The organism is Agromyces sp. Root1464 (genome assembly GCF_001427265.1).
Lineage (GTDB): Bacteria > Actinomycetota > Actinomycetes > Actinomycetales > Microbacteriaceae > Agromyces > Agromyces fucosus.
The window spans coordinates 22,752-44,028 of sequence record NZ_LMFU01000002.1 but is presented as its reverse complement, the minus strand read 5'-3'; the positions used below and the strand labels follow the sequence as shown (position 1 = coordinate 44,028).

21 protein-coding genes are annotated in these 21,277 nt (G+C 68.9%); 10 read left to right on the top strand and 11 right to left on the bottom strand.

What is annotated here, in order from left to right; all coding sequences use genetic code 11:
* Positions 1-133 precede the first annotated feature (133 nt).
* On the top strand, positions 134-544 hold the full coding sequence (locus tag ASD23_RS06015; protein ID WP_056008081.1) for a GreA/GreB family elongation factor: 411 nt from the start codon (positions 134-136) through the stop codon (positions 542-544).
* 107 nt (positions 545-651) lie between these two features.
* A complete protein-coding gene (locus ASD23_RS06010; RefSeq protein WP_056008078.1) occupies positions 652-1,023 on the top strand; it encodes a DUF4180 domain-containing protein in 372 nt (123 codons plus the stop codon).
* A 4-nt stretch (positions 1,024-1,027) separates the two neighbouring features.
* On the opposite strand, the gene ASD23_RS06005 is transcribed toward ASD23_RS06010, so the two are convergent.
* Positions 1,028-1,621 (bottom strand): TetR/AcrR family transcriptional regulator, encoded by a 594-nt coding sequence (locus ASD23_RS06005; RefSeq protein ID WP_162248734.1) that lies wholly within the window; start codon positions 1,619-1,621, stop codon positions 1,028-1,030.
* Positions 1,622-1,749: 128 nt separating this feature from the next.
* Here ASD23_RS06005 and ASD23_RS06000 point away from each other — a divergent pair, with 128 nt between their 5' ends.
* Positions 1,750-2,931 carry an aminotransferase-like domain-containing protein gene (locus ASD23_RS06000; protein ID WP_235507665.1) on the top strand — a complete coding sequence of 394 codons (1,182 nt, stop codon included), beginning with the start codon at positions 1,750-1,752 and terminating at the stop codon, positions 2,929-2,931.
* Between the two features lie 10 nt (positions 2,932-2,941).
* On the opposite strand, the gene ASD23_RS05995 is transcribed toward ASD23_RS06000, so the two are convergent.
* Positions 2,942-3,970, bottom strand: coding sequence for an NADP-dependent oxidoreductase (locus ASD23_RS05995; protein WP_056008072.1), 1,029 nt, complete (start codon positions 3,968-3,970; stop codon positions 2,942-2,944).
* A gap of 97 nt (positions 3,971-4,067) precedes the next feature.
* On the opposite strand from ASD23_RS05995, the gene ASD23_RS05990 reads away from it, so the two are divergent.
* Positions 4,068-4,643 (top strand): TetR/AcrR family transcriptional regulator, encoded by a 576-nt coding sequence (locus ASD23_RS05990; protein ID WP_056008069.1) that lies wholly within the window; start codon positions 4,068-4,070, stop codon positions 4,641-4,643.
* 87 nt (positions 4,644-4,730) lie between these two features.
* Complete coding sequence (locus tag ASD23_RS05985) at positions 4,731-6,059, top strand: flavin monoamine oxidase family protein (protein WP_056012598.1); 1,329 nt, start codon at positions 4,731-4,733, stop codon at positions 6,057-6,059.
* Between the two features lie 4 nt (positions 6,060-6,063).
* Here ASD23_RS05985 and ASD23_RS05980 read toward each other — a convergent pair whose 3' ends face one another.
* Positions 6,064-6,708, bottom strand: coding sequence for a M15 family metallopeptidase (locus ASD23_RS05980; RefSeq protein WP_056008066.1), 645 nt, complete (start codon positions 6,706-6,708; stop codon positions 6,064-6,066).
* 88 nt (positions 6,709-6,796) lie between these two features.
* On the opposite strand from ASD23_RS05980, the gene ASD23_RS05975 reads away from it, so the two are divergent.
* Genes ASD23_RS05975 through ASD23_RS05965 form a run of 3 tightly spaced genes read left to right on the top strand, consistent with a single transcriptional unit; the run spans position 6,797 to position 9,254 of the window.
* The gene (locus ASD23_RS05975; RefSeq protein ID WP_056008062.1) at positions 6,797-7,486 is read left to right on the top strand and encodes a response regulator transcription factor; all 690 of its coding nucleotides are present in this window, start codon (positions 6,797-6,799) and stop codon (positions 7,484-7,486) included.
* A 14-nt stretch (positions 7,487-7,500) separates the two neighbouring features.
* Positions 7,501-8,577, top strand: a complete 1,077-nt coding sequence (locus ASD23_RS05970) for a sensor histidine kinase (protein WP_056008059.1) — start codon at positions 7,501-7,503, stop codon at positions 8,575-8,577.
* Entirely contained in the window at positions 8,574-9,254 is a 681-nt protein-coding gene (locus tag ASD23_RS05965) for a VanZ family protein (RefSeq protein ID WP_082571263.1), read from the top strand. The genes ASD23_RS05970 and ASD23_RS05965 overlap by 4 nt, the downstream gene beginning before the upstream one ends.
* Here ASD23_RS05965 and ASD23_RS05960 read toward each other — a convergent pair.
* The 5 genes from ASD23_RS05960 to ASD23_RS05940 form a co-directional block, all read right to left on the bottom strand.
* Entirely contained in the window at positions 9,251-9,811 is a 561-nt protein-coding gene (locus tag ASD23_RS05960) for a dihydrofolate reductase family protein (RefSeq protein WP_056008055.1), read from the bottom strand. The genes ASD23_RS05965 and ASD23_RS05960 overlap by 4 nt on opposite strands.
* Positions 9,812-9,879: 68 nt before the next feature.
* Positions 9,880-10,731, bottom strand: a complete 852-nt coding sequence (locus ASD23_RS05955) for a DUF6999 family protein (RefSeq protein ID WP_056008053.1) — start codon at positions 10,729-10,731, stop codon at positions 9,880-9,882.
* A 1-nt stretch (position 10,732) separates the two neighbouring features.
* A complete protein-coding gene (locus ASD23_RS05950) occupies positions 10,733-11,434 on the bottom strand; it encodes an iron-containing redox enzyme family protein (protein WP_056008050.1) in 702 nt (233 codons plus the stop codon).
* Positions 11,431-12,573 (bottom strand): 3-oxoacyl-[acyl-carrier-protein] synthase III C-terminal domain-containing protein, encoded by a 1,143-nt coding sequence (locus ASD23_RS05945; protein WP_162248733.1) that lies wholly within the window; start codon positions 12,571-12,573, stop codon positions 11,431-11,433. Before ASD23_RS05945 ends, ASD23_RS05950 begins: the two co-directional genes overlap by 4 nt.
* An 87-nt stretch (positions 12,574-12,660) precedes the next feature.
* Positions 12,661-13,914 (bottom strand): GMC family oxidoreductase, encoded by a 1,254-nt coding sequence (locus ASD23_RS05940; RefSeq protein WP_056008043.1) that lies wholly within the window; start codon positions 13,912-13,914, stop codon positions 12,661-12,663.
* Between the two features lie 170 nt (positions 13,915-14,084).
* On the opposite strand from ASD23_RS05940, the gene ASD23_RS05935 reads away from it, so the two are divergent.
* On the top strand, positions 14,085-15,530 hold the full coding sequence (locus tag ASD23_RS05935; RefSeq protein WP_235507664.1) for a DUF1254 domain-containing protein: 1,446 nt from the start codon (positions 14,085-14,087) through the stop codon (positions 15,528-15,530).
* A 73-nt stretch (positions 15,531-15,603) separates the two neighbouring features.
* Here the strand turns inward: ASD23_RS05935 and ASD23_RS05930 are convergent, their stop codons facing one another.
* Entirely contained in the window at positions 15,604-17,841 is a 2,238-nt protein-coding gene (locus tag ASD23_RS05930; protein WP_235507663.1) for a LuxR family transcriptional regulator, read from the bottom strand.
* 180 nt (positions 17,842-18,021) lie between these two features.
* On the opposite strand from ASD23_RS05930, the gene ASD23_RS18545 reads away from it, so the two are divergent.
* Positions 18,022-18,669 carry a GNAT family N-acetyltransferase gene (locus ASD23_RS18545; RefSeq protein WP_235507662.1) on the top strand — a complete coding sequence of 216 codons (648 nt, stop codon included), beginning with the start codon at positions 18,022-18,024 and terminating at the stop codon, positions 18,667-18,669.
* A 35-nt stretch (positions 18,670-18,704) separates the two neighbouring features.
* On the opposite strand, the gene ASD23_RS05920 is transcribed toward ASD23_RS18545, so the two are convergent.
* Positions 18,705-19,295, bottom strand: coding sequence for a thymidine kinase (locus tag ASD23_RS05920; RefSeq protein WP_056008039.1), 591 nt, complete (start codon positions 19,293-19,295; stop codon positions 18,705-18,707).
* A 140-nt stretch (positions 19,296-19,435) separates the two neighbouring features.
* Positions 19,436-21,274 (bottom strand): glycoside hydrolase family 3 protein, encoded by a 1,839-nt coding sequence (locus ASD23_RS05915; protein ID WP_056012590.1) that lies wholly within the window; start codon positions 21,272-21,274, stop codon positions 19,436-19,438.
* Positions 21,275-21,277 lie beyond the last annotated feature (3 nt).

Genomic DNA, 21,277 nt, shown 5'->3' with positions numbered 1-21,277 from the left:
CGTCCTCACCGCGATCGGCACGCTGATCGCCTGGTTGAGCCAGTAGAGGGCCTGCGCGGGCAGCGGCTCGACTAGGCTGGGAAGCTCTTTGCCAGACGGCCCGAGAGGGTCGCCGAGAGGGAGGAACTCCCCGATGACCACGGAATCCGTGTGGATGACCCCGGCCGCGCTCGAGCGGCTCGAAGCCGAGCTCGCCGAGCTCTCACGACCCGGCCGAACCCTGACCGACACCGAGCAGGCACGCGCCACCGAGCTTCGCGCGATGGTGCGCAACGCCGAGGTCGGCCTGAAGCCCGACGACGGACTCGTCGAACCCGGAATGCGCATCACGGTGCGGTTCGACGACGACGCAGAGCCCACGAGCTTCCTGCTCGGCAGCCGTGAGCTCGCCGACCTCGACGACAGCGTCGACCTCGACGTCTACTCGCCCACCTCGCCGCTCGGTTCCGCGATCACCGGCCGATACGTCGGCGACGCCGTCACCTACCAGGCGCCGAACCGCGCCGTGCAGGTCACGGTGCTCGAAGCGGTGCCGTTCGGCTGAGCGCAGCGATCGAGCGGATGCCGCGGGCGCACGTCGCCCGCGGCATCCGCTCGTTCGACCCGCCGTTTCGCCCGCCGTTCGTCGTACGCCGGGTCTAGCGTGGGGTCATGCCCATCGAAGAGCTCCACGGAGTGCGCGTCGATCGCCTCGACGTCGACGGACCCGCGATCGCGACCGACGACGACACCTCCGACCTGATCGGCGGCGCCTGGTCCAACCGGGTGACGCTCATCGCCATCCCGGTCGAGCGACTCGACGAACGGTTCTTCGACCTCTCGAGCGGGTTCGCGGGCGAGATGCTCGGCAAGCTCGGCAACTACCGCCTGCGGATCGCGATCGTCGGCGACGTCTCGGAGCACACGGCGGCGAGCGGCGCCTTCGCCGCACTCGTTCGGGAGTCGAACCGCGGCGACGGCGCCTGGTTCGTGCCCGATGCCGCGGCGCTCGAGACCAGGCTCGCGGACCGCGCGCGACGCTGAGCACTCACCCGCGCTGAGCTCGGCCGAGTTCTGCCAGCGCGGTGCTGATGGTGTGCTCGATGAGCTCGCTGTCGATCACCTGGAGGCCCGGAAGCAGCGCCCGCATGAGGAGCGGTCCGGTCAGGAGGTCGCTGATCCACTCCACGTCGACGGATGCCGCGACCTCGCCTCGGTCGATCGCGCGCTGAACGGCGCGCGTCGTCGCCGTTCGCCGGGGTCCGAGGAACTCCTCGGAGAAGTGCCGCGCCGCTTCGGGTTGGAGCGAGAGGTCGTCGATGAGCCCCGGGAGGCCGCGCACGATGAGCGGGTGGGTGAACAGTTCGAGGCGATGCTGCTGGATCGTCCGGAGATCGGTCTCGAGATGCCCCGTGTCGACGCCGGGGTCGGTACCGAACCGGTCGCCGAGCACCGCGATCGCGAGTTCGGCGGTCGTTGCGAACCGTCGGTACACGGCGGCACGCGTGGTCGCGGCATCCTGGGCCACCCTGCCGATCGTGAGCGCCCGGTAGTTCTCGAGCTCGATGATCCGCGCAGCTGCGTCGAGCACCGCACGGTCGATGCTCTCGTGCCGGGGTCTCCCCAAGGTGGTTGCCGCCATACGATACATTCTGTACCGTAAAGCTACGAGCCCGCCATCCACCATTCGGCGGCCTCGCCCGGCCGGGGACACGATCGAGACGGCCACCTGATCCCGCTCGTTCCCCGACATCGCCCGGTGAGGTATCCGTGTCCGTCTCAGCCCTGCTCCCCCGTCCGTCCCGACGCTCCGGCGGCACGACCCGGTCACCGGTGCGCGACCTCCTCGCCCTCACCGAGAATCCCGACGTCATCTCATTCGCCGGCGGCCTGCCGGCTCCCGAGCTCTTCGACCTCGACGGTCTTCGACGTTCGTTCGACACAGCGCTGCGCGAACCTGCCGGCCTGCAGTACTCGACCAGCGAGGGCAACCCGGCACTCCGTGAGTTCATCGCGGATCGGTACACGGCACACGGGCTGCCGACCACTCGCGACGAGATCCTCATCACGACCGGGTCGCAACAGGCGCTGAGCCTCCTGGCGACGACGCTGCTCGATCCCGGTGACACGGTCTTCGTCGAGCGGCCGAGCTACCTCGCCGCGCTCCAGGCGTTCACCCTCGCCGGCGCGCGGATCGTCAGCGTGCCGATGGCGGCCGGCGGCGTCGACCTCGACGCACTCGGTGCGCTCGCCGAGCAGCACCGCCCGAAGCTCATGTACACCGTGCCGACCTTCCAGAACCCCACGGGCACGAGTCTCGACGTCGCGAACCGCGAGGGCCTCGTCGCGCTCGCGACCGCCCACGGCTTCCGCATCGTCGAAGACGAGCCCTACCGCGAACTGCGGTACTCGGGCGACCCGCTGCCCTACCTGGCTTCGTTCGCCGCCGAGCACGTCGTCACGGTCGGCAGCTTCTCGAAGGTGCTCGCCCCCGGGCTCCGCCTCGGGTGGATCCGGACTCGAGGCGACATCCACTCGACGGTGGTCGTGACGAAGCAGGCCGCCGACCTGCACACGTCGACCGTCGACCAGGCCGCCGCGGCGCACTACCTGACGAACGGTGGTCTCGAGACCGCGCTCGACCGCATCCGCGCGGCGTACGGCGAACGTCGCGACGCGATGCTCGCAGCCCTGCCGAACACCCTTCCGGCCGGGAGCACATGGAGCAGCCCGGACGGCGGGATGTTCGTCTGGGCCACGATGCCATCGGGGTACGACAGCACCGGGCAGCTCACGGCGGCGATCGAGCAGTCGGTCGCCTTCGTACCCGGGCCGCCGTTCTATGTGGAGCACCCCGATCCCGCCACCATGCGCCTCTCGTTCACCACCTACGAACCGTCCACGATCCGCGAGGGGCTCAGCCGCTTGGAACGCTCGTTCGCTCGGTCGTGACAGCCAGGGCTCAGCGTGCGGTCGAGCCGCCCACACGCACGAGCATCTTGCCGGTGTTGGCGCCGCGCATCATGTCGAGGAACGCGTCGACCGTGCTCTCGATGCCGTCGACGACGGTCTCGTCGTAGGCGATGCGGCCCTCCGAGAACCATCCGGTCATGTGACCGTTGAACTCCGGTGCCAGGTGGAGGTACGCCGCGAGCGTGAACCCCTTCACCGAGAGGCCGCGCGTGATGATGTTGGCCAGGTTGTCGGGTCCGGCGACCTTCTCGGTCGTGTTGTAGCTCGTGATCGCCCCGCAGAGGGCGATCCTGCCGCCGTCGTTCATGACGTCGAGCGCAGCCTCGAGGTGATCGCCGCCGACGTTGTCGAAGAACACGTCGACGCCGTCGGGAGCGAGCTCCGCGAGCTGCTCGCGCACCGGGGCATCCTTGTAGTTGAACGCGGCGTCGTAGCCGTACTTCTCGGTCAGGAGGCGCACCTTCTCGGCCGAGCCGGCCGAACCGATCACCCGGCCCGCACCGAGGAGCTTCGCGATCTGGCCGGCGGCGGTGCCGACAGCGCCGGCAGCACCGGAGATGAAGACGGTGTCGCCGGGCTTCATGCCCGCGATGGCGGTGAGGCCGACGTAGCCCGTCAGCCCCGTCATGCCGAGGGTGCCGAGATACAGCGAGAGCGGCACTCCGGGGAGCTCGGGGACGACGCGGAATGTCGTCGCCTCGCCCTGCACGAGGTCGGACCATCCGTGCTGGTGCAGCACCACGCTGCCGACCGGGATCGCGTCGGCCTCGGATGCCACGACGCGGCCGATCCCCCCGCCGCCGATGGTCTCGCCGAGGGCGTAGGGCGCGACGTAGCTGCGCACGTCGTTCATGCGGCCCCGCATGTACGGGTCGACCGAGACGAACTCGTTCTGCACGCGGACCTGGCCCGGCTGCAACTCGCCGTATTCGACGGTCGCGATGCGGAAGTCGGCCGGCGTCGGCCATCCCTCGGGGCGGGCGATGAGCTGGACGTGCGTGCTGGTCGTGTTCGACAACTGCTGCTTCGCTTTCCCGGCCTCGTGGGCCGTGTTTCATGTAACGATCGTTCTAATATATACTGGACCGACCGTTCCGCCAAAAGGAAGCCGCCACATGGGTCGCCATCAGACGTTCGACACCGCCGAGGTCGTTCGCGCCGCTCGAACGGTGTTCTGGGAGCACGGCTACGAAGACGCCTCGATCCCCGACCTCGAGGCGGCGACCGGGCTCAAGCGGTCGAGCATCTACCATGCGTTCGACAGCAAGCGCGGCCTCTTCGATGCCGCCGTGAACAGCTACCTCGACGAGGTCGTCCGCCCGCGGATCCGCCCCCTCATCACCGAGCCCGTCTCCCCCGACGCCATCGTCGAGTACCTCGCCGGGCTACGAGCTGCACTCCGACAGGCCGGTTCGTTCCACGCCGAGAACGGCTGCCTGCTCATCAACGCCGCCGGCGCCCCGATCGCTCACGACGCGGCCGTCCGCGAGTCGGTCGCCGCCTATCGCGCCGAACTGCACGCGGCCATCCGCAGCGGCATCGCGGCCAGGTACCCCGAACGACCGGCAGGCGAGGTCGATCGCCTCGCCGAGACCTGCACCGCCCTCGTCGTCGCGACCTTCGCGCTCACCCGTGTCGACGCCGACGCGGCGGTCGGCAGCCTCGACGCGGCGGTCCGCCTCCTCGGCTGACCGTCGGCCGCCGTGCCGTCTCGGGCGGCCTCGTCCACCGATAGCCTCGAAGGCGACGATGCATCCGCTCGTCGAGGAGGGATGACGATGGAGCACGTCGACACGATCGTGATCGGTGCGGGGGTGGCGGGCTTGACCGCGGCCCGGCTGTTGGCAAGTGCCGGCCGACGCGTCGTCGTGCTCGAGGCTCGCGATCGGGTGGGCGGCAGGGTCTGGACGGATCGGAGCGACGGTCTCGTCACCGACCTCGGCGCCTCCTGGATCCACGGCGTCACCGGCAGCCCGGTCGCCGTGGCGGCCGAGGCGTTCGGCATGCGATCGGTGGAGTTCACGGTCGGCGGGTACCAGCCCGACGGTCGTCCGATGGCGTACTACGGCCCCGATGGCGAACGACTTCCAGCTGCCGCGGCGCGGCGTTTCGCTGACGACATCCGAGCAGTCGACGCCGCACTCCTCGAGGTCGTCGCCGCATCCGAACCGGATGCCTCGTACCGCGACGTGACCGAATCAGCGCTCGCCCGCCAGGCCTGGGACGACGATCGCACGCAACGCGTGCGGGAATTCCTGGAGCACCGGGCCGAGGAGCAGTACGGGGCATGGATCGAGGATCTCGCTGCGCACGGACTCGACGACGACTCGATCGACGGCGACGAGGTGGTCTTCCCCGATGGGTACGGCCGGTTGCCCGAGCACCTCGCGGCCGGACTCGACGTCCGTCTCGGACACGTCGTCTCGCACGTGCGGTGGTCGACCGACGGAGTCGCCGTCACGAGCGATCAGGGCGAATTCACCGCGGCGAGCGCGGTGCTGACGGTGCCGGTGGGCGTGCTGCAGGCTGATGACTTCGTGATCGAGCCATCGCTGCCGGAGCCGGTCGCGGGCGCGCTCGGCCGGCTCGCGATGAACGCGTTCGAGAAGGTCTTCATGCGGTTCCCGACGAGGTTCTGGGACGAAGGGGTCTATGCGATCCGGCAGCAGGGGCCCGAGAGTCGATCGTGGCACTCCTGGTACGACCTCACCGAGCTCCACGGCACTCCCACGCTCCTCACCTTCGCTGCCGGCCCGACTGCCAAGGAGGCGCGCGAGTGGAGCGAGGAGCGGATCGTCGATTCCGTGCTCGCGCAGCTTCGCAGGCTCTACGGCGAGCGCGTGGAAGATCCGAGTCACGTGCACGTGACGGCCTGGCAGGATGACCCGTTCGCCCGTGGTTCCTACGCGTACATGACCGTCGGCTCGACGACCGCGGACCACGACGATCTCGCGACCCCGGTCGGCGGGGTGCTCCACCTCGCCGGTGAGGCGACGTGGACGGACGACCCCGCCACCGTTCCCGCCGCCTTGTTCTCCGGGCACCGGGCGGCTTCGAACGTCCTGGGGCGTGAGATCGCGATCGACGAGGTGTGGGCTGCCCGCTGATCGGTCACTGCTGCATCCTCGGATCCTCGGTGGGGTCGAAGTACTTCGCCGGACACCCCTGATCGATCGCCTCCGGGTGCAGCTCGAAATGCCACGGCTCGTTGTCGTAGATCGGGCAGAGGCCGTACCCGGCACCGTGTTCGGAGAGCCAATCGGTCGCATCGTAGGAGCCGACGTCGACGGCACTGCCGGCGACGTGCGCAGAGGTCTCCGCCGTGGCGACCCATCGAGCGGCCTCCTCCTCCGACCCGTACTCGTCCACGGCGTCGCGGAGCAACTGCTGCTGGTACTCCGGTGAGCGCCAGCCGCTGTTGACGACGAACTCGACGCCGTCCTCGCGCGCATCCGACGCCGCGTCGCGCAGCGCCCGGAGCAGGTCCGGGTCGAGGTTGACGATTCCAGGATGCTGCTCATCGAAGGCGGACACACCGACGGGCATCGCTCCATCGGCTTCGGTGACGACGCCGTCGGCAGCGGTCACCGCCGAGGCGTCCTGCGCCTGCGTGCCGACCGGTCCGACGGATGGCGCGGCGAGCGATCGGGCGAGGGATCCGACCATCATCGTGATCGCGACGACGATCGCGATGAGGACCGCCGCAGCCCAGAGGATCCTGCGATTCCGAACTCGGGTTGGTGCATCGTGACTCATGACGCCCAGTCAACGCAGCCGGGTGTTGCCCGCCCGTATCCGGTTTCGAATACGCCCGCGATATGCGCGGGCTTCTAGCATTGCCAGCATGCGTGTGCTGGTGGTTGAGGACGAACCCTTCATGGCTGAGGCCATTCGCGATGGGTTGCGCCTCGAGGCGATCGCCGCCGACATCGCGGGCGACGGGCACACGGCGCTGGAACTGCTCGGCATCAACTCCTACGACATCGCCGTGCTCGACCGCGACATCCCCGGCCCCTCGGGCGACGAGATCGCCGAGCGCATCGTCGCCTCCGGTAGCGGGATCCCCATCCTGATGCTCACGGCCGCCGATCGGCTGGACGACAAGGCGTCCGGGTTCGGTCTCGGTGCCGACGACTACCTGACGAAGCCGTTCGAGCTGCAGGAGCTCGTGCTGAGGCTGCGGGCGCTCGACCGCCGTCGCGCCCACAATCGCCCGCCCGTGCGCGAGATCGCGGGGCTTCGTCTGGACCCGTTTCGCCGGGAGGTGTTCCGCGACGGCCGGTACGTCGCGTTGACGCGCAAGCAGTTCGCCGTGCTCGAGGTGCTCGTCGGGGCGGAGGGCGGCGTGATCAGCGCCGAGGAGCTGCTCGAGCGGGCGTGGGACGAGAATGCGGACCCCTTCACGAACGCCGTGCGCATCACCGTCTCGGCGCTGCGGAAGCGGCTCGGCGAGCCCTGGGTCATCGCCACGGTGCCGGGCGTCGGCTATCGCATCGACGCCGGGGCATCCGATGCGGAAGGTCGGACGACGTGACCCGTGCTCCCGGAATGAGCGTTCGGCTGAAGCTCACGCTCAGTTACGCAGCCTTCCTGATGGTGGCGAGCGTGCTGCTGTTGGCCGCGGTCTGGCTCTACCTCCTGCGGTACGTGCCCGCGCGTGCGAGCCAGACGAGCGGCGGATTCGTGCCCGGACGGGACGACCTCATCCGCGCCTTCGGCCCGGTGGTGACCGTGGTCCTGTTGTTCCTGCTGGTCGTCGGCCTCGTCGGTGGCTGGTTCCTCGCCGGCCGCATGCTCGTGCCGCTCGACCGCATCACGGAGGCCACGCGCAGGGCGGCAGAGGGGTCGCTGTCGTATCGCATCCGATTGGAGGGCCGGAACGACGAGTTCCGCGAACTCGCCGACAGCTTCGACGCCATGCTCGCCCGGCTCGAGGCGCACGTGGCCGAGCAGCAGCGGTTCGCCGCGAACGCCTCGCACGAGCTGCGAACCCCGCTCGCGATCACGCAGACCATGCTCGAGGTCGCGCGCAACGACCCGGGCCACATCGACGACGCACTCGTCGAACGACTCACGGCCGTCAACGCGCGCGCCATCGACCTCACCGAGGCGCTGCTCCTGCTGAGCCGCGCCGACCAGCGGTCGTTCACGCGAGAGGTCGTGGACCTCTCGCTCCTCGCGGAGGAGGCCGCGGAGACGCTCCTGCCGATGGCGGAGCGTCGCGGCGTCGCCATCGAGACATCCGGCGACATCGCCCTCACCCTCGGCTCACGGGCGCTCCTGCTGCAGCTGACCACGAACCTGCTGCACAACGCCATCGTGCACAACCTGGCCGAGCGCGGCACCGCACGGGTCGTGACGAGCCTCGAGGGCGACTCCATCGCACTCATGGTCGAGAACACCGGTGAACAGATCCCGGCTCAGTTGCTCTCCACACTCACCGAACCGTTCCAGCGGGGCGCGGAGCGCATTCGCGGCGATCACGGCGGGGTGGGCCTCGGCCTCGCGATCGTCAAGAGCATCGTGAACGCGCATGACGGAACCCTCACCGTCATCGGCCGCCCCGAGGGCGGCATGCTCGTCACGGTGCAGCTGCCCGCCGTGCCGTCGGGCGACGCCCGATGAGCGTCGAAGACCTGCCGCGTTCATCGACGGCGCATGACGGCGAGGCCGACGGCGATCCGGCTCGCGGCGCACGGCGCCTCGTGCTGCCCGCCCTCTTCGCGCTGTATCTCGCGCTGCTCGCCTGGACCGTGATGTGGAAGCTCGAGGTGCCCTACCTCGGCATGGGCGAGCTGCGTCAGGTCAAGCTCGTGCCGTTCGTCTCCGACGCCTGCAACGGTGCCAGCGCGCCATCCGAAGCCGTCGCGAACGTCGTGTTCTTCGTCCCGTTCGGACTCTACCTCGGGCTGCTCGCGCCGGCGTGGCCGTGGTGGGAGGCCACGGTCGCGATCGCCGGGGCGAGTCTCACCCTCGAGGTCGCCCAATACGCGCTGGCGGTCGGCAGCACCGACATCACCGACCTCGTCACCAACACGGCAGGCGGCCTGATCGGGCTCGCCCTGCTCGCCATGGTGCGCCGCCGGCTCGGCGAGCGAACCACCGCGGCCATGACCCGAGTCCTCTCGGGCCTGACGGTGCTCATCCTCATCGCAACGGCAGCGTTCGTCGCGTCGCCGATGAGCTTCGCGCCGCAACGGGACGTCTGGGTCTCCGGGCCTGGCATGCCGGGAACGAGCCCTGGCACGGGCGGCGACGTGCGCGATCGGATGGATCCTGAGGCGCGCGACCGGCAGTGCTAGCGCACGACACGGTGCCGGAGGAAGACGACTCCCGAGTCGAAAGTGCGACTCTCGAGGAGCTCGAGGTCGACCTGGCGTTCGTGCTGGGCGAAGAGCGGAATGCCGCCGCCGACGAGCACCGGATACACCCTGACCCGGTACTCGTCGATCAGGTCGTGCGCAGCCACCTCGGCGGCGAGCGTCGCCCCGCCGATCGCGATCTCACCGTCGCCGGGCTCGGCCCGGAGCCGCTCAATCTCCTCGGCGACGCTGCCGGTCGCCAGGCGGGCGTTGCCCTGCACCTCGGAGAGCGTGGTGGAGAACACCACCTTCGGCAGCGGGTTCCAGAGGGTGGTCCACTCGCGCTCGGCATCGTCGAGCGTGCGCGGATCGACGGTCTCCCAGTAGAGCATCGTCTCGTAGAGCTTGCGTCCCAGCAGGTGCACCCCGACCTGCTGGATCTCGTCGAGCGCGAGCTGGAACACCTCTGGATCGGGGACACTCCAGTCGAATCCGCCGTCGGGCCCCACGATATAGCCGTCGAGCGAGGCGCTCATCGAATAGGTGACTCTGCGCATCGGATGCCCTCCTCAGTCACTGCTTCGACGATACGACGCCTGCCGTCGTGATGTCACCCTCGCTCGCGTCAGTCGAACGCGGCCGGAGTCTGGCGCGGATACTCTCCCCCGGCCAGCTTCACGAGGCGCGCATGCGCGTACTCGCACACGAGCGCATGCCGATAGACCATCCGCGGCACGTCGACGTTCGAGTCCATCCAGAGGCTCATGCCCGCCAGCTTCCAATGGCGGAACGTGTCGTCGTCGGTGACGAGGGCGAGGATCTCGAGGAACGAGTCGTCGAACCGGATGGAGTGCACGGCGCGTCGGTACTCCTCGACCGTGAGCGCCATCGAGAACGGGATGTTCATGAAGCAGAGGGCGGTCTGGATGTCGAGGCGCACGAATCGACGCCGCCCGCGTTCGGCGTCGAGCGGCGGGATGTCGAGCTGGGCGAAATCGAGCGTCTCGGGCCTCGTCAGCTGCACCGCGTCGAGCGCGATGAGCACGTCGTAGACGTTGACGTCGTGCTCGACGACGGCCTGGTCGCCGAGCCCTGAGAGCGCCTCGGGGCGCAGCGTCACCGGTTCCATGTCGACCGGGGTGTTGCGGATGATGAAGTTGACGAGGTTCGTCTCGACGACGAAGTGCCGGATGAGCAGTTCGACGGCGTCGGGCGACACGAACCGTCGCAGGAACCAGACGCACAGCACGTCCATCGTGTGGAGCGGCATCCACCGGAACGGCAGCACGCGCTTCACGATCGAGATGATCGCGACGAGAATGCGTGAGACCACCCGTGCGATCGGGTAGAGCCAGCGCCGCGAGAGACGTCGCTGGTCGTCGATGATCAGTCGCACGAGCGCACGGTCGAGGGGCACGGATGGATCGGCGTACACCGCCTCCCACATGCTCGGGTCCGAACGGACGAACTCCGCCATGTCAGCGATCCAGCTCTTCGAGTTGCAGCGCGTAGAGGCGGGCGACGACCTGTGCACAGCGCACGATCTCGTCGGCCGCAGCGTCGTCGATCATCCCGGAGGTGAGGATCGCCTCGAGGTCGCCCGTGTGCTCACTGTCGGCTTCCTGGTGATACTGCATGAAATGCACCTGGCTGTCGGCGAGGCCCAGCACCTCCTGGAACCTGCCGGCCCACCCCGCCGCCCGCTTCGCGCCGAGACCCTCGATGATGAACATGGCGCCGAGCAGCCCCACCGGGTTCGGCTGGTCCGCATAGTGGAACATGTAGCCCGAGAGCGCCTCGGAGCCGAGGTTCTTGCGGCCGGCGCGCAGCTCGGCGAGCGACCCGCCGATCGCGACGTAGTCGCGTTCGAGCATCAGGTAGTCGCGGTGCTCCTCTTCGGCGTGCTTGATCGCCGCGGCCCGCAGCTCGAAATGATCGATGTCGAAGTTGGAGGCGGCACGGGAGATCCACGGCGAGCCGTCGACCACCTGCTGGCGGAGGTTGAAGAGCAGGCGGCGATAGTCGTCGATCGTGACCGTGCCGTCGCCGAGTCGGCGGAGCACGGGCACGCGCTCGAGGTACTCTTCGAGCTCGACCCAGACCTCGCCGAGCCGCTCGAAGAGCGTGGAGACATCCGCAGATCGCAGGTCGTCGGCAGCGGTCGTCGTGTCGATGGTCATTTCGATGCTCCTTGCTGATCGGGTGGGGCGACCACGGTGAGGTGGGCGAAGGCGAACGAGAATCGGCCCGACTCGGGCACCGCCAGCAGGATCGTCTCGCCGGGACGGAAGCGCCCCGTGCTCCAGGCCTCCTCGAGGGCGATGAAGATGCTCGCCGCCCCGGTGTTGCCCCGGGTCTCGAGGTTCGAGTACCACTTGTCGGTGTCGAGCGACGGGATGCGCCGGCGGAGCCCGTCGAACGCGGCATCGCGGAACGCGTTCGTGCTGTAGTGGCATACGACGTGGTCGAGGTGATGGACGTCGACGAGGCCGATGGCGACGAGCTCCTCGAACTGCCGGATGCCGGCTTCGGCGAGGTCGTCGAGCACGGTGACATCCTGCCGCAGCACGAACATGCCGCTCGCTTCGGCCTGGGCGACGCCGACGTCCTGCCAGGTGCCGCCGACGACGGGCTCGGTGCCGTCCATGCCGGCCCGCATGCACACGTCGTGCTCGTGCGCGAGCGAGACCTGGCGCACCCAGTCGACCCGGAGGGACGGCCTGCTCGGATGCGGTTGGAACTCGACGACGACGGCACCGGCGCCGTCGGAGAGCATCCAGCGAAGGAAGTGGGAGTCCATGCCGGCGCGGATGTGATCGAAGCGTCGCTGCCGGAGGCTCCGACTCGCAAGTTCCGAACCGACGACGGCGACGAGTGGATGGTCGCCGAGCCTGACCTTGCTCACGGCCGCGTCGAGCGCCGCGAGACCGGACGCGCAGACGCCCGAAGCCGACAGCAGCTGCATCGGCCCGCCGCCGAGCCGACCGTGCACCATCGACGCGAAGCCCGGCACGAGCACGTCGCCCATCGTCGTCGCGCACGCGAGCATCCGCACCTCGGATACGTCGATCCCGCGGTCGTCGAAGGCAGCGCGAAGCGCCTTGACGGCGAGCTCCTCGTTGAGCTCGGTCGGCTCGCCGTGCTCATCGAGCGCGTAGTGCCGCTGCCGGATGCCGTTGGCGTCGAGGATGCGACGGCGGATGCGGTCGGTGACGGCATCGTCTCCGCCGAGCCGCGCCGCGATGCCGTCGTTGTCGACGGGATCACCGGGTAGATACCGGCCGAAACCCGTGAGGTACGCCGTCGCAGTCGAGCCCATGGAGACGACCATAGGGCACCCCCGTCGATTGCGGTCCGGAAGCTGTGGAGAGGGCGCAGCGGAGCGGAGCTGCGACCCTCCTGCCGCCTACGACACCCCGACTCCGTGACGGCTCGATTGCCTGATCATGTCCGCCGCCTTCTCGGCGATCATCACGACCGGCGAGGCCGTGTTGCCCGACACGATCTTCGGCATGATGGACGCGTCGATCACGCGAAGCCGCTCGATCCCGTGCACCCGCAGGTCGGGTCCGACCACCGATCGCTCGTCGTCGCCCATCTTGCACGTCCCGACGGGATGGAAGATCGTGGTGCCGACGTTGCCCGCCTCGCGTGCCAGGTCCTCGTCGGAGACGACCGCAGGCCCGGGCCGGACCTCCTCGGGACGGTACTTTCGGAGGGCCGTCGTCGCCATGATCCGACGAGCCTGCTTGATCGACGCGACCGCGACCGCGCGGTCGCGGTCGGCCGTCAGGTAGTTGAGTCGGATCTCGGGCTGCACCGCGAGGTCACGACTGACGAGGTGGGTCGAGCCGACGCTGTCGGGCCGAAGGTTGACCACCGATACCGTGATCGCCGGGAAGCGGTGCAGCGGGTCGCCCAGCTTGTCGGTCGACAGGGGTTGCACGTGGTACTCGAGGTCGGGTCGGTCCATCGACGGGTCGGACTTGGTGAACATGCCGAACTGGCTCGGCGCCATCGACATCGGTCCGGTGCGCTTCAACGCGTACTCGAGGCCGATTCGGGCGAGGCCGATCGGCGAATTGACGATCGTGTTGAGCGTCTTCGCGCCGTGCACCTTGAAGACGGTGCGCACCTGCAGGTGATCCTGCAGGTTCTCGCCGACCGCGGCGTTCGCGTGCACGACCGGGATTCCGTGTTCGGCGAGGAGCGACGGCGACCCGACGCCGGAGGCCTCGAGGAGTCGCGGCGAGTTGATCGCGCCGGCGGTCAGCAGCACCTCGGCGTCGGCGAAGGCGTCGAAGAGCTGGCCGCCCTGGCGGAAGCGGATGCCGGTGGCGCGCTTGCCCTCGAACAGGATCCGCTCGGCTGGCGCCTTCGTCAGCACTCGGAGGTTCGGACGCTTGATCGGGTACTTCGTCACGAGCTCGAGGTAGGAGAACGCGGTCACGGTCGCCACCGCGAACGCGAGGAGGAAGGGCAGCCACGCCGCTCCGCCGACTTCCGCGGCCACCTGACCCGTCAGCGCGTAGATGCCCGTGCCGAGGATGTCCCCGACGATGAACAGGAGGAGCAGTCCGGGGCCGAGTACCCGCTTGAGCTGAGGCTGCTCCGGCTCGACGGCCTGCACGACCTTGGTCCACGACGGGTCGTCGTTCATGTCGCACCCCTTTCCCCGAGGCCAGCCGACCACATCTCGTTCGCAGGCTCAAGTGCGCGCTCGCGTGTCGCGCCTCGTGAGCGGGACCGAGACTCATGCGATACGCATGACGGGGTCCTCGCCTTCCACTGGCACAATCACCCGGGTAACGACCGACGAGGGGGCTCAGCGTGACGATCGAACACACCATCGGGGCACGACCGACGAATCAGCAACTTGCGGAGGAAGTGGCGCACATCTCGACACCCGACCGGATGTCGACGCCGTTCGGCGAGTTCGAGTTCTTCGACGGCGTGCCGAAGCCGGAATCGGTTCAGTCGATCTTCGACGGCCTCGATCTCGTACGCGGGATCACCGCGTTCCTGGACACGGTTCCTGGCGCATCGCTCGTGGCCATGCGGCGAGGCCTCCGAACCGCGGGAGTCGACTCGCCCGACAAGATCGGATTCACCGATCCGAGGTGCACCTCCACCCCCATCTTCCTCACGCCGAACACCGAGACGACGTACGGCATCACGTTCCTCGACCTGAAGGCGTGGGGGCCGACGGTCGTCGAGGTGCCGCCGCAGTCCCTCTGCGTCGTCGATGACTTCTGGTTCCGCTACGTCGCCGACATGGGGATCGCGGGCCCCGACCGGGGCGCTGGAGGCAAGTTCCTCTTCCTGCCGCCGGGCTACGACGGCGAACGGCCCGACGGCTACTACACCTACGACTGCCCGACGTTCACGAACTTCGTCGTGATCCGCGCGCTCGGTGGGGTTCCCGCCATCAAGCAGTCACGGATCTACCGGCTCGACGATGCCGCCGCCGCGCCAGAGAACACGTTCGTGAACGTCGGCGATCAGGCGTTCAACACCGTCCACTCGAACGACTTCTCGTTCTTCGAGGAGATCGCCGAGCTCGTCGCCGAGGAGCCCATCGGCGCACTGGATCCGGAACGAGCCGGCACTCTCGCCTCGCTGGGAATCGCGCACGGAACGCCGTTCGAACCCGACGAGCGTCGGCGCGGCATCCTCGACAACGCGGCGCGGATCGGCGCGGCCATGGCGCGGGCCACGCTCTATGCGGCACGGGATCCCCAGTCGTTCCGTTGGGAGGGATCCTCGTGGAAGAACGGTTTCGTGGGAGGCAGCTACGAGTTCCTGAACGACGGCGCTCGCAACCTCGACGCGCGCACGCTCTTCCACTACGCGGCGACGGTGATCACCCCGGCTATGGCGCATGCGCAGGTCGGAGCAGGGTCCGCCTACATGTACACGGCGGAGGACTCCGAGGGCGCCCTGCTCGACGGAGGCGCCACGTACTCGCTGACGATTCCCGCGAACCCGCCGGCGAAGAACTTCTGGTCGATCGACATCTACGACACCCAGACCCGATCGCTCCTGCAGTCGGCCGAATACCCGGCGGTGTCGAGCTTGTCAGGAGAACTGCAGCTCGAGGCCGACGGGTCGTGCGTGCTGTGGTTCGCCCCGACGGCGCCCGAGGGCAAGGAGTCCAACTGGATTCCCACGCTTCCGGGCAAGTCGTGGTGGCCGCTGCTGCGCCTCTACGGCCCGCTCGAACCGTGGTTCGACCTCTCGTGGCAGCTGCCCGAGTTCGTGCGTGCGCCCCGATGACAGCGGCAGCGCGGCATCCCTGACCGGGTTGTGATCACGAGAGACGGGTCGACCCTGCAGGTTGCGGCCGCCCTCATTCCCCGAGGAGCCCGACGGCGATCGCCCGTTCGACGGCTGCGCTGCGTGTGGTCGCGTTGAGCTTTCGATAGATGGAGCCGACCTCGGAGCTGACCGTGTTCCGCGAGATGAACAGTCGGGTTCCGATCTCGCCGATCGTCAGGTGCGTCTGGAGGTAGGGCAGCAACCGCAGTTCGGCCGGCGTGAGGGGGATCGCGCCGCTCCAGCCCGACATGCGATCGATCCGAAGCTGCAGGACCTCGATCTCCTCGACGAGGAGTCCGAGGTCCGGGCGCCTACGGATCAGCTCATGCATCTCGCGCACCAGGTGCCGCGCAGTGACATGGTCGCCGAGTTCGATGTGCGCCGTGGCGAGTTGCAGCCGCACCTTCAACGAGACGAAGGGAAGCACGAAGGTGCATTGCACTCGCGCGCGCATCCCACGCGCCAGGTATCGTTCCGCGCGGGCGCCGTCGCCGCCATGGACCGCGATCCGTGCCGCAACCGCGAGGGCGAGCGCAGACGTCGAGTAGCCCTCCATGTGGTTGGCGTCGATGGCGTCCAACGCGATGCGCACGTGCTCCTCAGCCGCGCGCCAGTGGCCGGCTTCGATCGCGAGAATCGCCGACTCGGCTTCGGCCAGGAGCAGCGCACCCGTATTGCCCGACGAGGGCGCGAGAGCGGATGTCTCGGCGAACGCGCCGCGGGCGGAGTCCACGTCGCCCACGAGCAGGCAGATCGACCCGTAGAGCTGCAGTGCCAGCGCCCGCCATGGCCCCCACGTCGGCTCGTTCGCGACCGCGAACGCGGCATCCGCCAACGCCGCTTCGGGACCGTCGGCGCACATCGCCGCGCGGAGCATCGCGCGTGAGGAGTCCAACGCCAGTCGTTGCTCGACCGATGCTTCAGTCCATTCGATCCGCTCCAGCGTCTGCATCCAGCGTTCGGCCTCGGCGGTCGCCCCCAGCAGGGCGCATTTCCAGGCCGCCATCACGACGAGCGGAGGATACGTCGCCACGGCGGCATCGCCGATCTCGGAGATCCAACGTTCGACGACGGCCACCTGACCCGACTGGTACGTCGGCAGCGCGAGTTTCGCGACCAGCTGGGCGGAGCGGTCGCGATCCCCTGCGGTCAGCAGATGCTCGATGGCGTGGGCAGGCAGCCCGTTGGCTTCGAACCAAGCGGCTGCTCGCAGGTTCAGCTCGACGAACGCCGCCGCCTCGACCACCTGCAGTTCGGCGAGGAGGAAGTCCCGGAACAGCGAGTGATATCGGTACCAGCCGCGCCTGCGATCGAGCGGGATGAGGAAGAGGTTGAGGGACTCGATCTCTCGCAGGCGCGCGGCGGAGTCCCCCGTTTCGAGCACGGCATCGCAGACGGCGCCTGACAGCTGCTCGAGCACCGCCGTCCGGCGGAGGAATCGCTGCGTCACGTCCGGCAGTCGCCCCAGGCACTCGCGGTAGAGGTAGTCGGCGACGAACCGGTCGTCTCCGGTCACCGCGAGGGCCTCACCGCCGGAACGCTCGACCAGTGCGCAGAGGAACACGCCCGTCGGCCATCCCTCGCACCGCTCCACGATCTCGGCGAGTTGATCATCTTCGACGTCGATGCGAGCACGGTCGAAGATGGTGCGCGCCCCCTCGACCCCGATCCGAAGATCCGCGATTCCGATGTCGACCGCCTCGCCGCTCGCGCGCAGGCGGGCGAGGTGCGGTTGCGCGTGCCGGCTCGCGAGCACGATCTGCGAGCCCGCGGGAACACCCGTGAGCACGATCTCCAACGCATCCTGACAGCTCAAGGAGTCCGCGAGGTGGAGATCGTCGACGAACAGCACGAACGGGACCGGCGTGCTCGTGAGCGCGGCTGCCAGCAGCGGTGCCGACCGTCCGAGCGTCGACGCCCCGACTCCCCGCATCTCCAACGCGACCTCAGAGACCGGCGCGGAGATCGTCGCGCACGCGGAGGCCAGGAGCGACAGCAGGGCCGCCGGATCGTCGTCGAGTCGGTCGATCGAGGCCCACGCGACCGGGCGATCCTCGATCTCCGCCCATTCCGCGAGCAATGTGGACTTGCCGTATCCGGCCGGTGCCGTGATTCCGATCACGCGTGAGCCGCTCGCCCGTGCTCGCTCGATGAGCTCGCGGCGGCTGACTCCACCGCCGGTCGGCGCCGGAACGCGGACCTTTCCCCCGAGCAGGAGCTGCTGCAGATCGAGACGCGACCCCACCGACTCCGGATTCCCCTCGATCACCGTCGAAGCATATGGGGGAAGAGCATGGCCGCTCACGTCGACCCACCGGTGTTCCAGAGACGGACACCGCGGCGAAGGCCGCCATCAACCTGCCGGACCGACAAGGGCGGAACCTGCGCCCCCTTGGCCCACCGTCCGCGGCACGGACGTCGGCCGCGAGTGCCATCTAGACTCGGCGAGGTGAGCGAGCGTCCCGTCTTCCGCCTCCCGTTCCAGTTCGAGGAATATCTCACCGAACGCCTCCGCCTCCGCACCATGCGTGAGGCGGACCTCGGTGACATCCTCGCCTACCAGTCCCGGGCCGACGTCTGCGAGTACCTCCTGTACGAGCCGCGCGATCGCGAGACGCTTGCCGCCAGGATCGCGAAATGGTCGGAGCAGTCGACCCTGGCATCCGATGGCGACTTCCTCGAACTCGCGGTCGAGCACCGGAGTGAGGCGCGCGTGATCGGCGACCTCTACTTCATGCTCGAGCGCGCCGAACACGGCTGCGCCGCGATCGGCTGGGCCTTCCACCCCGGGTACTCCGGTCAGGGATACGCCACCGAGGCTGCGATGGAGGTGCTCCGGCTCGGATTCGACTCGATCGGCCTGCATCGCATCGTCGCCGAGGTGGATCCTCGGAATGCGGCATCCGTCGCGCTCTGCCGGCGACTCGGAATGCGCAAGGAGGCGCACCTGATCGAGAACATCTGGTTCAAGGGCCGTTGGGCCGACACGGACGTCTACGCACTGCGCGAGACCGAGTGGCGCGACCGGCCCGATGCGACGCCACCGCCTTCCCCTCGATCACCGTCGAATCACGTGGGGCACGAAGGTCACGGCTGACGCTGACGCTGACGCGTTCACACCGGAGTGGCGATTCACGCCGAGCGACGGCCTCGTTCGCCGAAGTGCTGCCGACAGCGTGCCTGGTACGACTCGATCCCGCCCACGTGCTCGGCGGTCGCGAGGCGAGCGTCCGCGACGTCGCCGCCGAGCACGCGCTGGTGGAACGCGGCATCCTGCCCGCAGACCGCGCACACGGCTGTGAGCTTCGTGACATCCTCGGCGAGCGCCATGAGCGATGGAAGCGGCTCGAAGGGGCGGCCGTCGAACGTCACGCAGAGACCGGCGACGACGACCGACATTCCAGTGAGCACCAGCCTGCTCACCGCCGGGACGAGCTCCGTCCCGAAGAACTGGGCCTCGTCGATCGCGAGCAGGTCCAGCTCGCGATCGCCGACCAGCTCCACCAGCGAGCCGACGTCGGGCACCGATCGGGACGCGATGCTGAGCCCCGAATGCGAGGCCACCCGGCCGGCGGCGTGCCGATCGTCGAGCGCGTGGTTGACGACCTCGACGGCGAGTCCGGCGAGTTGCGCGCGACGCACGCGCCGCAGCAGCTCCTCTGATTTGCCGGCGAACATCGGCCCGCAGACCACCTGGAGCCGGCCGTTCGGGATGCTGCGCATGGAGAGAGCTTACGAGGCCGTCATCAGGCGGAGAAGACCGGATGCCCCGGGGGGCGTGTCCCTCTCCGACCGAGGCGTCGGCCCGTCCCGGAGTGAGTGAATGCCGCGCGGCATCCACTCACCCCTCGCGCGTCAGCGCGTCAGTCGAACCCGAGCCCGTGGCCGAACAGGTACAACACGCCGGTGCGGTCCGCCGTCGGGATCGTGACCGGCAGCTTGCCGACCGGATTGTTCTCGCCGAACAGCACACGCGTGAGCGACTCGAGCGACGCCGCCGTGTAGCCGTAGGTCGCGAGTGCCGTCGGCACGTTCGTCATGACCGAGATGTCGTACGGGTTGCGCATCGCCGACACGACAACGGGCGTGCCACTCGCCAGCAACGCCTGCACGAAGGCCTGCTGAGCTGCGGCCGACGCGGTCGGCAGCCCGGTCGTCGCCGAGACGTTCGACGCGTTGTTCGTCGAGACCACGACGAGGTCGTGGTTCGCAGCCGTCGCGGCGACCTCGGCGATCACGGCCGCACTCGGCGTGAGCCCCGTTTCGCGCACCGTGACGCTCTGCCCACGGGCAGCGATCGCGCCTCCGAGCGTCGACGTCGTGCCCGCGCCCCAGCCGGTGACGAGCACGTCGCGCGGCTCGCTCGAGAGCGGCAGCACGCCGGCGTCGTTCTTGAGGAGCGTGGTCGTGTCGTCGGTGATCGTCTGCGCGTCGGCGACATGAGCGGGTGCGCCGACGATCGATGCCGCGGCCGCGGCATCGACGAACGGGTCCGCGAAGAGGCCGCGCTGCATCTTGAGCCGCAGGATGCGGTACACCGACTCGTCGAGCCGCTTCTCGGAGATCTCACCGCTCAGCACCGCGTCGAGCACGGCGTCGTAGGCGACATCCATCTGGGGTGCGAGCACGAGCATGTCGGCGCCCGCCTTGAACGCCTCGACGGGGGCGACGTTCGGCGGATACGTGCTCGTGGCACCCTGCATGTCGAGCGCGTCGGTGACGATGAGGCCGTCGTAGCCGAGCTCTTCGCGCAAGAGGCCCGTGAGGATCGGCTCCGACATCGTGGCGGGGGCGCCGCTCGGGTCGATCGAACGCAGCACGACGTGAGCGGTCATGATCGTGTCGACGCCTTCGGCGATCGCGGCCCGGAACGGAGGCAGGTCGATGGCCTCGAGCTGCTCGCGCGTGTGCGTCACCTCGGGGAGCCCGAAGTGGCTGTCGGTCGCCGTGTCGCCGTGTCCGGGGAAGTGCTTCGCGACGGCCGCGACGCCGCCGTCGTGGAAGCCATCGACCTCGGCGGCGACGAGCTCGGCGACGAGCTGCGGGTCTTCTCCGATCGAGCGGATGCCGATGACCGGGTTGGCCGGGTTGACGTTGACGTCGGCGACCGGCGCGTAGTCCTGGTTGATGCCGACCGCGGCGAGCTCGGTGCCGATCACCTCGGCCGAGCGGTGCGCGTGATCCGCCGAGCGGCTCGCGCCGAGCGGCATCTGCCCGGGCATCTGCGTCGCCGGAGCGCCGAACCGCGCGACCAGCGCGCCGCCTTCCTGGTCGGTCGAGATGAGCAGCGGGATGCCGGCCGGCTGGTTCGTCGCCGCCGTCTGCAGCCCGTTCGAGAGCGTCGCGATCTGGGTCGGAGTGCCGAAGTTGTCGGGCCCGCGGGTCGTGAAGTAGATGACGCCGCCGGGCTTGTACTTGTCGATGACCTGTGCGGGGGTGTCGACGCCGTACAGCCGCCGGTTGTTCGCGGCAGCGGTGTCGCTCACGGTCGTGGCATCGCGCCCGTAGACCTCGACGACGAAGAGCTGACCCACCTTCTCTTCGACGCTCATGTGCTGGAGCATGCTCACGATGCGCCCGCGGTACGGAGCATCGTCCGAGTGCCCCGGCCCTGCGGCCGCGGCCGGAGCCGCCGCGATTCCCAGCATCCCGATGACGGCGGCGGCCGTGATCAACGACCTCCTGCCTATTCCGTCTGTCATGTC